Origin of the sequence: Xenorhabdus taiwanensis (genome assembly GCF_036512875.1) — a bacterium.
Classification (GTDB): domain Bacteria; phylum Pseudomonadota; class Gammaproteobacteria; order Enterobacterales; family Enterobacteriaceae; genus Xenorhabdus; species Xenorhabdus taiwanensis.
The window spans coordinates 2,802,764-2,815,530 of the sequence record NZ_AP028978.1 but is presented as its reverse complement, the minus strand read 5'-3'; the positions used below and the strand labels follow the sequence as shown (position 1 = coordinate 2,815,530).

General features: G+C 40.7%; 9 protein-coding genes and 2 pseudogenes. 3 read left to right on the top strand and 8 right to left on the bottom strand.

What is annotated here, in order from left to right; translation table 11 throughout:
- Nucleotides 1-5: 5 nt before the first annotated feature.
- Complete coding sequence (locus ACE1SE_RS12800) at nt 6-662, bottom strand: hypothetical protein (RefSeq protein ID WP_374051225.1); 657 nt, start codon at nt 660-662, stop codon at nt 6-8.
- Between the two features lie 447 nt (nt 663-1,109).
- Between ACE1SE_RS12800 and ACE1SE_RS12795 the strand changes: the two genes are divergently transcribed.
- Nucleotides 1,110-1,877 (top strand): hypothetical protein, encoded by a 768-nt coding sequence (locus tag ACE1SE_RS12795; protein WP_374051224.1) that lies wholly within the window; start codon nt 1,110-1,112, stop codon nt 1,875-1,877.
- A gap of 199 nt (nt 1,878-2,076) precedes the next feature.
- On the opposite strand, the gene ACE1SE_RS12790 is transcribed toward ACE1SE_RS12795, so the two are convergent.
- The 7 genes and pseudogenes from ACE1SE_RS12790 to ACE1SE_RS12760 all read right to left on the bottom strand — a co-directional run.
- Entirely contained in the window at nt 2,077-3,486 is a 1,410-nt protein-coding gene (locus ACE1SE_RS12790) for an amino acid permease (protein WP_374051223.1), read from the bottom strand.
- Nucleotides 3,487-3,521: 35 nt separating this feature from the next.
- Nucleotides 3,522-4,502: a succinylglutamate desuccinylase gene (gene astE, locus ACE1SE_RS12785; RefSeq protein WP_374051222.1), complete on the bottom strand. Its 981-nt coding sequence runs from the start codon at nt 4,500-4,502 to the stop codon at nt 3,522-3,524.
- 12 nt (nt 4,503-4,514) lie between these two features.
- Nucleotides 4,515-5,858, bottom strand: coding sequence for an N-succinylarginine dihydrolase (gene astB, locus ACE1SE_RS12780; RefSeq protein WP_374051221.1), 1,344 nt, complete (start codon nt 5,856-5,858; stop codon nt 4,515-4,517).
- 16 nt (nt 5,859-5,874) lie between these two features.
- Nucleotides 5,875-7,356, bottom strand: coding sequence for a succinylglutamate-semialdehyde dehydrogenase (astD, locus tag ACE1SE_RS12775; RefSeq protein WP_374051220.1), 1,482 nt, complete (start codon nt 7,354-7,356; stop codon nt 5,875-5,877).
- Nucleotides 7,357-7,430: 74 nt separating this feature from the next.
- On the bottom strand, nt 7,431-8,459 hold the full coding sequence (astA, locus tag ACE1SE_RS12770) for an arginine N-succinyltransferase (protein WP_374053668.1): 1,029 nt from the start codon (nt 8,457-8,459) through the stop codon (nt 7,431-7,433).
- Nucleotides 8,460-8,482: 23 nt separating this feature from the next.
- Complete coding sequence (locus tag ACE1SE_RS12765) at nt 8,483-9,694, bottom strand: aspartate aminotransferase family protein (RefSeq protein ID WP_374051219.1); 1,212 nt, start codon at nt 9,692-9,694, stop codon at nt 8,483-8,485.
- A gap of 516 nt (nt 9,695-10,210) precedes the next feature.
- Nucleotides 10,211-10,374, bottom strand: a pseudogene (locus ACE1SE_RS12760) (IS5/IS1182 family transposase); the annotation flags it as partial.
- Between the two features lie 392 nt (nt 10,375-10,766).
- Between ACE1SE_RS12760 and ACE1SE_RS12755 the strand changes: the two are divergent.
- Both ACE1SE_RS12755 and ACE1SE_RS12750 read left to right on the top strand, forming a co-directional pair.
- The gene (locus ACE1SE_RS12755) at nt 10,767-11,879 is read left to right on the top strand and encodes an acyltransferase family protein (RefSeq protein ID WP_374051218.1); all 1,113 of its coding nucleotides are present in this window, start codon (nt 10,767-10,769) and stop codon (nt 11,877-11,879) included.
- 67 nt (nt 11,880-11,946) lie between these two features.
- Nucleotides 11,947-12,644: pseudogene (locus tag ACE1SE_RS12750) on the top strand (IS1 family transposase).
- Nucleotides 12,645-12,767: the final 123 nt, after the last annotated feature.

Sequence of the window (12,767 nt, the reverse complement as noted above, 5' to 3'; positions counted from 1 at the left end):
CATTTCTATATAAATAAACGGTATTTACCATCCACTATATGCCATTTATTACTTTCACCCGGATTTAGTTCGATATCACCCGAGCTGGCATCAACAAACCCTATATTAAGAAAAACACTTTGTGCGTCACCGAGAGGAAGCATTTTCAATTTCCCCCCTCGCCCTAATTCACTGGATTTATTGACTGCATATTCTATCAGTAAGGCACCTCCTCCCTTGAGACCACAGTGAGTTGCCAGAACAACAATTTCAGGTAAGTCAGATAATTCTGAAGTATAAGACAAAATCAAAACACCTACAGGGTGACCTCTGAAATAAGCAATAATACAATTATATTCATGTTTAGAATCGAACCTTATATCCTGTATTACATTTATTCCTGTTTCAAACATATCAATAGCACAATAACATCGATTATTCCATTTCTTTTGCTCTTCATCCAATTGTTCATGTTTTTCAGGTAGATATTTCCATCTATCTCGTTCTATTTGCACTTTAATTTGACTAATAGCATTTAATGCTCCGTGTAGAGAAACGTCCTTTATATTAAGGGACAATCTATTAATAAAATATGAGGATAAATCAGGGCTGGATTTCCAACTATTTAACATATCTTGAGTGTTTGGACGTTTTATATAAAAAGATTTTGACCTTGATATCATAATATTATTCCTCTCCACTTATTCATTGATAATACCTCTTTAAACATAATATTCCATAGCCTTTCGCGTGTGATTTATCGGGATTGATCAAATCGCAAAAGTTTGGCTGAGTTTCTTTAAAATGATCTATGATTTCGAAAACTTATTTATAAAGATTTGTAATTTTACTTGTGAAGATAATGATCCTGAGATAGTTTTGAAAATATAAGGATTATAAAAGCCCTTCTATAATTCATGGATTAAGATGCCATAATTCAATATTTGGTACAAGGCTTTTATATATCCGATGGATTTTAAGTTACAGTAAAGTGGCAAAAGAACGAACCTCCGGAGGCATAAATAACGGTATGTTTATAAAAACAGTGATCGAGCATTGCTCCCACAGTCAACAAAACTGTAGTTTAAAAAACTAAAGAGATATTAAAGTTCATTGTTGTGAGTGAGTATATGAACCAAATAAATGTAGATGACTTTTATAAAAATGAGTTTTTCCATTTTAATCAAAAAAACTATCGAACTTTTGAGTCAAAAAAAAATGGTCCACAAGGTCCACAAGGAATGTGTTTTGGCATTAGCCTTTGTCTTTTATCCTTTTTAGTAAATAGACAAGGCACAACTATGTTATGTCCAGAGAGATCATACCACCTCACCGAAATGTATATGCGTAGATTGCAACTCTCATACTTATCTTTGGAATCAGTCTATTTTAACAGTCTGGAATCAAACCATTCTAAAAGTCTGGAATCATCCAATTCAAGCCAGAGACTACCCGGAAAAAAAACAGAAATAGATGAACTGTATAAGAGATTTTTAGAAATACAAGATGCTCGCTTTCAGAATGATTACATGTGTTATACTAAGAATGTAGATATAGAAGAATCAATTAATTATGGCATGTTAACTATGGTTCGTATTAATGGTAGTCTTAACACTCCTCCCTGTAAGCATTATCAACAATACTTCCCCAGTGCTAATCATATGGGGGTTATCGCTTGGAATAACAGAAAATTATTTATATTTGACCCTAATTGTGGTGGGCTGTTATATAATGCAGCTTGTGAAGATTTCAATAAAGAGATGCTTCCTCAACTCATTGATAGACTGATTGATTATATGTACACGAAAGCGGGCAATATCGGTCACTGCAGAATTCAAAATGTCATTCAACCAATAAAGCACGATAATTACTTAAAATACAAAGAATATTATATCTAAACCTTATTTAATTGCAGACCTTTTACTTTAAATAACCATCTAAAACACCAAATAATTCCCCCACACCTTGCTACGCAAGGCATGGGGAACATTTATATCAGAATGCAGCATTATTGTGAATAACTTATTTATATAGGTAGATATATTTTTAAAAAATGCCTATATAGAAAAAATGCCAAAATATAAGAAAAAGACATTGTCATAGACATAACTTACGTTCGCGATTTTTCCGCATACGCCACAAAAATTCCAATATCACAAACCATATTGGTGTGCCATATAACGCAATGCGGGTGTCATAATCAAACACCATGATCACTACCGTAAAGGCAAAAAAGATCAAGGTACACCATGTCATGGGGATACCCATTGGCATTTTATAGATAGATTTTTTATGCAAGTCAGGACGTTTCTTGCGATAAGCCAGATAAGCAATCAATATCATACACCAGCTATAAATAACCATGATGGCTGCCACGGTCGTAACAATAGTAAATAATTTCATGACATTGGGGATAATGAATAGCAAGAATACGCCACTTGCCATGCAAAGCACCGAAAATATCAAGCTAAAAATGGGAACAGCACTATTGATTGAAAGTTGCCCAAATTTGCCGTGCGCCAGCTTTTCCGTAGATAAACCATAAAGCATACGGGTACAGGCATATAATCCACTGTTGGCTGAGGACATCGCCGAAGTCAGGGCAACAAAATTGATCACCGCAGCCGCTGCCGGCAATCCTGCCAGTGCAAACAGTGTCACAAAGGGGCTAACTTCCGGTGAAATCTGTGGCCATGACGTAACAGCGATGATGCACATCATGGAAAGCACGTAAAAGATAATGATCCTGATCGGAATATTGTTGATAGCTTTTGGTAAAACTTTCTCTGGTTCTTTGGTTTCAGCAGTCACTGTACCAACCAGTTCGATGCCAGTAAAAGAGAAAATGGCAATCTGAAAACCGGCCAGAAATCCAAATATGCCATTGGGCAGGAATACTTCGGGCTCCGTCAAATGACTGACAGAAGCTGTCACACCATTGGGAGAAGTCCAGCCTACAAAAACCATGCCAATGCCAACGACAATCAAGGCAACTATCGCCACCACCTTAATCATGGCAAACCAGAATTCCGCTTCACCAAACAACCGTACTGAGAAGAAATTACACAGGCACATCAAACCCAAAATAAACAGTGCCGTTAACCAAAGCCAACTGTCTGGAAACCAATACTGAATATAGCCACCACATACCACCACATCTGCGATACAACTGACGATCCAGCTCATCCAATAAGTCCATCCGAGAAAATAGCTGGCCTTATCCCCAAGATAATCTGCGACAAAATCGGCAAACGTCCTATAGTCCAATTTAGTGAACAGCAGTTCGCCCATTGCTCTCATTACCATAAAAGCAAAAAAGCCAATCAAAAGATAAGTCAGGATAATTGAAGTCCCTGATACTGCGATGGTTTTCCCTGCTCCCATAAACAATCCTGTACCGATAGCACCACCAATTGCGATCAACTGAACATGGCGCTTACCCAATCCACGGTGCAGTTTCTGCCCACCGGCGGATTGTTCCACAGGTGTTTTTAATGATCTCGTCATCAATAACCTCTACGGCTTGCTGTTTTATGAATTGATTAGGTTAATTTCTCTAACAACAATCCTGCCCGTAGCCCAACAGCAACCTGGGCATTAGGAAACAGGATAAAATTTGCAGGAGACTCAATCTTCCAGGATTGATTTTGCTGGCGGGCGATGTCAAAACCTTCCGGTAATTCAGTAAAGTTTTTCGTATTTTCTGGAATATTGAGCTGAAAACTATCATGTTGTTTGATAATTGCATCAACCACACGATAGCGTTTAAGCGCCGATTTAGCCCGCTTGTTTGGCGGCCAACCCGCGATCAAATCCTGCAAGGCCACAGTAATATTGCTGAATCTTGCCAGATCGTTTTGTCCAAAAGGCAGGGCTTTACCGATTTCTAACGTGCAACTATCCATATTGAAATGCTCGCTGGTAAAGTTACTAAACGTTCCCCCTGCTGTGTTATGAAATACTAAGGCATCGAGATCGCTATCTTCCAGCCATTGTAAAAAATCCGCAGCATATTCACGTGGCTGGTATGGCAATAGCGCGAACTGTTCATGGCAGGAACCGCGGATTGCAGTGTGAAGATCAAGGTGCCGATGTTTCGTTGATGCCATCACCGCAGGTTCATTAAAAAACTGGCGGATAACAAACTCCAACTCTATAGCACGGTTCGATTCACTCCCCAACGGGAAATTTTGATAGCGACCACCAAACATACGGTTGAGATCACTATCAATATATCGCTGCCCTGCCCGCATGGCGGGTAAGTTACCAAATATCAGCAATAGGTTATGTTGCAATGGCAACTTTCCCTGCGCCAGTTGTGACAATAACTGGATAAGTATTTCCACAGGTGCCGTTTCATTGCCATGAATTCCAGTAGAAATAATCAACGTATCGGCAGGTTTTGATGAACTTTGCGGTAATAACTGTAATACGCCTTCTGCCAACCATGATGGCTGAATAGTTAACGGAAAACACAAGTCATTTTCGATTTTGTTTTCAAGCAATAAAGTCAGCAAATCCATTTCATCTCCTGATTAATTCTGAAACTCATAAATCGAACCCAACCTGAGGATCTGCGTCAGTTCATCGAGGGCAGAATAGGCTTCCCTTAATAGCTGCGGATCAGCAAGATCAGCCGCATACAAGGAATCCCGATAATGGTGCTCAACCCATGTCGTCAGGCGTTGATACAATTCTGGTGTCATCAAGGTCGCTGGATTTACTGCGGCTAACTCTTGTTCGTTCAAAACAACCCTGAGTCGCAAACAAGCCGGCCCACCGCCATTGCGCATACTTTCCCGCAAGTCAAAAAAGTGGAGCTTATTAATGGGAGAGTTTCCTTTCGCAATCAACGCTTGCAAATAAGCTGAGACATTGTGATTTTGACGGCACTCTTCCGGTAAAATCAGCATCATGTTGCCATCTGGCTGGCTCAACAACTGGCTGTTAAACAAGTAAGACTCGACCGCATCCTGGATAGTGACCTGCTCCATAGGCACTTCAATTGCCACCAAGGTGTGCCCAAGCCGCGCCATTTTTTCTCTCAACTCAGCCAATACTGACTGCTGATTTAAGAAAGCCTGCTGATGATAGAAAAGAACGTTACGGTTGCTAACTGCGATAACATCGTTATGAAACACACCACTATCAATGGCAACGGGATTTTGTTGGGCAAATACGGTTCTAGCCCCTTCAAGCTGATGCAGACGAGCAATTGCCTGACTGGCTTCCAACGTCTGTCGGGCGGGATAACGCTTAGGTGTAATTCCTTGCTGCAATGCCTTGCGACCATAGACAAATAACTGTACACCGGCTTCATCATATTCGCCGCAAAAACGGTTATGGTTTGCCGCGCCTTCATCTCCCCAATCCGCATGTTGTGGCAGGGGATCATGATGAACAAAATGGTTCTGATCAGGAAAAGTCGCTTTCAGGGCGCGTGAAGTCGTGGGACTTTCCAGCGAACGATGCAGCTTGTTATTTAAATTAGCCACCGTGAAATGGACACATTTATCCGCACTGTCTGCTGAAGGGGAAACCGTTGCCGCATTTGCTGTCCACATAGAAGAGGCAGAACTGAGGTTAGACAGCAACAACGGAGAATGTTGTGCAGCTTTATTTAATACTTGTTCGTCACTGCCGCTAAACCCTAGTTGGCGCAACGCAGGCAGGTTAGGACGCTGTTGCGGGGGCAAAACCCCCTGTACTAACCCCATATCAGACAACGCCTTCATTTTCATCAATCCCTGAAGTGCGGCTTTGCGAGGATTAGATTCTTTACCCTGATGATTCATGGAAGCTTCATTACCCGTTGATAGCCCAGCGTAATGGTGAGTCATTCCCACCAAACCATCAAAATTTGCTTCAACTCCTGACATAATCACCTCTGCCATCCTATTGATTGATGAAAAAATTAAGCCCTGGTGCCGGTGTTTCAGGCAAAACTAAATTTTCAGCCGTCAGGGAAGCCATCGGCCAGGCGCAATAATCCGCTGCATAATAAGCGCTGGGGCGGTGATTACCGGAAGCCCCAATACCACCAAACGGTGCCTTACTGGATGCACCTGTCAGCGGTTTATTCCAATTTACGATCCCTGCTCTCGCCTCTTGCAATAACCTCTCAAACAAGCTGGTGTCAGGAGAGATTAACCCAGTTGCCAGCCCAAATCGGGTATCATTTGCCATCAAAATGGCTTCATCGAAAGTGGTATAGTGTGTCACCGTTAACAGAGGGCCAAAAAATTCGTCATCAGGAATGTCTTTGACATTGGTTAGATCAATGATGCCAGGCGCCATAAACGTCGAGTTCGGATCAAGCTGTGTTAAGGTGAGCAAAGATCTTCCCCCTAAAGCCAATAACTTAGTTTGGGCTTCCAGCAAACTTTCTGCGGCTGCTAAAGAGATGACCCCGCCGATAAAAGGCTGCGGATCAGCATTCCAATGGCCTGGTTCAATCTGGCCTGCGACATCAACTAACCGCCGGATTAACGCATCTCCCTTCTCTCCCTGCTTCACCAACAATCTGCGGGCACAAGTACATCGCTGCCCTGCGGAAATAAATGCCGACTGGACAATGGTATAAACCACAGCTTCAATGTCATCATAATCGTCCACAATCAACGCATTGTTGCCTCCCATCTCCAGAGCCAGCATTTTTTCTGGCTGACCTGCCAATATACGATGGAAGTGGAACCCTGTTGCCGCACTGCCTGTGAACAGCACGCCATCAATTTCGCGATTATTCAGCAAAGTACCGCCAGTTTCTTTACCCCCCTGAACCAAATTCAGCACACCTACCGGCAATCCCGCCTTAATCCACAACTCCACTGTTTTCTCCGCCGTCATTGGTGTCAACTCACTGGGTTTGAACACCAATGTGTTACCGGCAATTAGCGCAGGGACAATATGCCCATTCGGTAAATGCCCCGGAAAATTATAGGGACCAAAGACAGCCATCACGCCATGAGGGCGATGCTGTAATATTGCTTTCCCGTCTGGCATTGATGTTTCGGAATACCCCGTCCGCTGTTCCCAAGCTTCGATCGAAATGGCGATCTTACCTATCATAGACTGGACTTCTGTCCGTGTTTCCCACAAAGGCTTACTGGTTTCCTCACTGATCACTTGCGCCATCTTTTCTTTTTCCTGCGCCAGTAAATCAGCAAATGTCTGAATAATGGCAATCCGTTTTTCAACCGCCAATCCAGACCATGCAGGAAACGCTTTACGGGCGGATTGGCAGGCTTCATTTACCTGCTGGGCAGAAGCGCCGTTCGCCTGCCATAAAACCTGCTGATCTACAGGAGAGTATTTAACGATTGGCAGACCTTGCCCTGCTATCCACTCACCGCCAATGTAATTTGCTTGATGATTCATTACGAAATTCCTCAATTGCAACAGCTCTTAATGATAAAATTTTTAATTGTGAAAACAGCTAATTGTGAAAACAGCTAAGAGAAAAGAGAAACAAAGCGTACCGGATCGCCATCATCTACCTGCAATGCCTCCATTTCTGCGGAGGTAAGCACCAATTCATCGCTATGAAGCGGCTCAGAAACAGGCAAAAGAAGTGCTTTAAATGCTTGAAAATTCAGGTTCGAGACAATGCATTGTACGTCGCCCTGCGATCGGGAAATCCGGTCGTTTCTTTTCACATGCACAAGCCGGCTGGCTTTGATTGTACGTACATTGTCAATCTCGGCATCCAGGATGGCGCCCGCATCAAAAATATCGACCGCATCGTGATAAGCAAATCCCTCTTTTTCCAAAATAGCGCGGGCGGGCAGCGTATTTTCATGTACCTGGCCAATGGTTTTGCGTGCTTCTTCTGGCAACAAAGGCACATAAATCGGATGAAATGGCATTAATTCTGCAATAAACGTTTTGGAACCAATGCCGGTCAGGTAGTCAGCTTCCGCAAAGGGGACATTAAAGAAATGTTTCCCAAGGGCATCCCAAAATGGCGATTCACCCTGTTGATTCGCCACGCCACGCATTTCCGCAAAAATGCATTTCGGGAAGAGATGTCTGAATGCAGCAATAAACAGAAAGCGGCTTCGGGAAAGAAAAACGCCATTGCCTCCCCCGTGATAATCGGGATCAAGGAACAACGTACACAATTCACTGCATCCGGTGTAATCCTGCCCAACAATCAGGGTTTCAAATGAGTTATAGACGCCCAATTCGCGGGAAGCTCGCACTGAGCGATGTACGCGAAAATTGTAGAAAGGCTCCTCCAGCCCAACAGCAACTTCCAGCGCACTAACCCCAACAACACGATGCTTTTCTGTGTCTTCCAAGGTAAATAAAAATCCTTGTTGTGCTCGTCCCTTTGCATTGTTGAAAGAATCAATACTGCGTGAAATCCGTGCCGTCAGATATTCCTGATTATTGGGTAATGTCGTCAGGCCAATGCCTGCACGGGACGAAAGACTAAGAATGTCCTCTAAATCTTCATATTGGACGGATCTAAATAGCATCATGGTATCACCTCAAATCGGCTCTATTCCTGAACAAATCGCCTGAGGGCGTTTTCAAGGCGGCTGAAACCGTCATTGATATCCTGTTGTTCGATATTTAACGCAGGAGCAAAACGCAACACATTGGGGCCAGCTATCAAAGCAATCAGTCCCTCTTCCGCCGCAATATTGGTCAAGTTTTTCGCCTTGCCCTGATATTTTTCAACCAACTCGGCTCCCAACAATAACCCTTTGCCGCGCAACTCACTAAATACCTGATAACGCTGATTAAGCTCAGACATCTGTCGCATAAATTCATGGTGACGCTCTTGCACCCCTGCAAGAAACGCCGGTTGACTCACCAACTCAACGACTTTGTTAGCAACGGCTGCCGCCAGCGGATTGCCACCAAATGTTGTACCGTGTGACCCCGGCTGGAAAGCCTCTGCGATATGTTGCCTGACTAACATGGCGCCAATCGGGAATCCACCACCAAGCCCTTTGGCACTGGTTAAGATATCCGGCGCTACACCAACCTCCTCGTAGGCATATAAATACCCGGTACGACCAATACCCGTTTGAATTTCGTCAAAAATCAATAACGCTTGATATTGATCACATAACTCCCGTAATACTTTTAAAAATGCCGGTTCAGCAGGGATCACGCCCCCTTCCCCAATGATCGGCTCAACAATCACAGCACAGGTTTTTTCTGATATATGCGCCTTGATAGCGTCAATATCGTTAAATGGCAGATGAGTAATTTGCTGCGGTAATGGAGCAAAATCTTGAGAATATTTAGGTTGCCCTCCGACAGTCACCGTAAATAATGTTCTGCCGTGGAAAGAGTTCTCAAATGAAATAATTTCGTTCTTATGATCTCCATATTTATCCAGCGCATATTTTCTGGCAATTTTTAATGCGGCTTCATTCGCTTCTGCGCCGGAATTACAGAAAAAAATCTTATCTGCAAATGTATTTTCTACCAGATTTTTCGCCAGTTTTAAAACCGGTTCATTGGTATAGCCATTACCAATATGCCACATATTCTCCATTTGAAAATTTAATGCACTCTTTAATTCATCATGGGCATGGCCCAGTGAATTCACAGCAATTCCACCAGCAAAATCAACATATTCCTTACCATTCTGATCCCAGACACGCGAGCCTTTGGCAACGACTGGGATAAAATTTGCCGGTGAAAAACAGGGAACCATATACTGGTCAAACCAATTTCTTTGAATCGTGTTCAACATTTGTTTTTCCTCAAATGATTAAGGTATAAAAAAATAAGAATAATTTTATATATTATTAAATATAACCTTTAACAATTGGCCTTATTTAAGAGATCAATTCATTGTTTCGATAAGTGCTCAATGAATTATTACAAGATTCTTTTTGATCATGAATTGACCTCATAATTCCTTTGATATTTAACAAAGTCAACACAGAATAATAACAATTGATTTACTTTATGATGTTTTTCACAATTTATAAAAATGTATTTTTTTCAGTTTATGCATCGTTTATGCATAAAAAAATAAATAAAAAGAGGTATGGAATTGAGGATAGCGGAGAGGGAGTATTGTTGTTTAATAATTATTCAAAACAATGGTTATAAGTTATACCAATAAGGTGAAAAATGTATTTGCAATTAATGATTTTTATTCCATCAAATAATATTTTGATTTAAAATCAAACAATTACATATTATCGCTCCCGTTTTTAATGAATGATCGAGGTGACTTTGGCCGATGAGTTTATCTCATCATTGGGAGCATGCCCCACAGGCATCCGCTCTTGAGTATATACAGCAGGGCGTAAAACACCTCATACACATCGATTTTCCTAGTGTGTGCGTTTTCGGCTACTAAGCAACAAGGGCAATTTCCTGTAAGACTTCTCGACTGATGTTACTAATGCAGGTTTTTATCATCCCAAATAGGATACATGAAAAATAGTCACGCTTGAAAAAAGATTCTGCATAAGCTGTCAAATTATTTCGAATTATCATATAGAACCGTCACATTAAAAAAAATTTCATTAAATTAATTTAAATATAAATCATAGTTATTGTCACAAAATAAAACTTGACCGTACCGGTAATTTATGGGCAATATGCAGATATTGATTTCATACCTGTTTCAGGATACTACACACTAACGATAAAACGGATTAAGATAAAAAATAACCCCAGCCACCTCTTTTATAGTGATGATTAATCTGCTTCTTACATACATGAAGTCACTAAGCATATTAATTTTATTTAAAGATAGTTATTTTTAATTGTACATAGTTAAAATTTACATATTGAATGAGATGGGTTTGATGAAGCGATTTGAATCATTGGATGCGGTCAGAGGAATCGGTGCTTTAATTGTTGTGACTGGTCACTTACATATTGTTGGTGCATTTACTGAACTGCACTCTTTTCGCAACAGTTATATTATTGTAGAGCTTTTCTTTGTACTCAGTGGGTTTGTTCTGGCACATACCTATGCATATAGAGACGTAAAAATCATTCCATATATGTCTTCTCGGTTCTTCAGAATATTCCCTCTTCACATATTAATGTTACTGATGTTTATATTTCTGGAATTTTGTCGATTATTGATTCAAAAAAATTCCGGAATTCATTTTGATGAAACACCATTTACCGGAAGAACAGCACCCTCCGAGATTTTACCCAATCTCTTTTTAATTCAATCATGGATTCCCACAACACATTATATCAATCTGACCTTTAATTACCCTACGTGGAGTCTCAGTGTCGAATTCTATACATATATTATACTGTATTTAACAATTATCACTTTTAGAAAAATGCATATCGCTCCTGTAATATGGCTATTAATATCTGCAATCACTTTATGGATGCTTGTCAGTGGCAACCATATGTTACAACAAGCGGTTACCCGAGGAGTATCAAGTTTTTTTGCAGGGGCATTTACCTATAGCATTTTCAGAATTTTCTCTGATATAAAAATAAGTGCTATTACGGCAACTATTTTAGAAATTCTCTGTATAGCGTTTCTCATTTATTTTGTTAAATCCCAATACGAATCAAAACAAATAATTTGCACTATCATTTATTGCCTTACCATTTTTATTTTGGCATATCAAAAAGGTGTTATTTCCTCTTTTTTCCTTAATAAATACATGCAACATTTAGGCAAAATATCCTATTCTATTTATATGGTTCATGTAACAATAATATTAATTATCACAACAGCAATGTTTATTATCCAGAAAATAACAGGTATAGAGCTAACTCTACTCATAGAAGGAAGGCGAAATTTGACCACCGGAAATATCTTGCTCAATAATCTTCTTGCATTAAGCATCTATTTTATCGTCATCGTTACCGCAACCATAACATACAACAATGTTGAAGCGAGATTTATGAAATATAGAATTAAATTTTCATCTAATAGCCAATAACATTGGGTCATGCTCTCAATGGTTAGATATTGTGATAAATTACCTGCTTTTTATTATGGAGTGAGAGATGGCTAAAGTGGATGTGGTTTGTCGTTACTGTCATAAAACAGAAGAGGTTAAAGGGCATGGAAAAGGACGTACTGGTCATCCCCGCTATCACTGCTATGCCTGCCGTAAAACCTTTCAACTGAACTATGCCTATCAAGCCTGTTATCCCGGCGTGAAAGAGCAAATTATTGATATGGCAGTGAATAACTCCGGTGTTCGTGATACCGCTCGTGTACTGAAGATAGGGATTAACACCGTCATTCGCACGTTAAAAAACTCTCCCCGAAAAATGTGACCAACCTTCCTCTTGAGGGAAATGAAGTCCAGCTTATCTGTGAAGTTGATGAGTAATGGTCATTTGTGAGAAGTCAAAAGAATCAACGCTGGCTCTGGTATGCCTGGGAGCCTCGCCTCTAGCGAGGCGTGGCCCATGTTTTGGGTGATCGCAGTACGGCGACTTTACGCAAACGCCTTGAGTTATTATCACCTTTTAATGTCAGGTTTTACTGTACGGATGATTATGCACCTTACAACCGACTGCCTGAAGAAAAACATATTGTTGGAAAACATTATACCCAACGTATAGAAAGAACCAATCTGACATTACATACACGTTTAAAAAGACTGAATCGAAGGACGATAGGTTATTCCAAATCAGGGGAGATGCACGATAAGGTGATAGGGACTTTCATCAAACGGGAATACGATTCTTTATAGGGAAATCTAACTATTGGAGTCACGCCCCCCCTTATCATCATTCAAACAATTCATTTATGTAATCATGTATGGTTACTATTAATATTGAAAATAGTCTTTATCAAAATTATATTTATTAATATT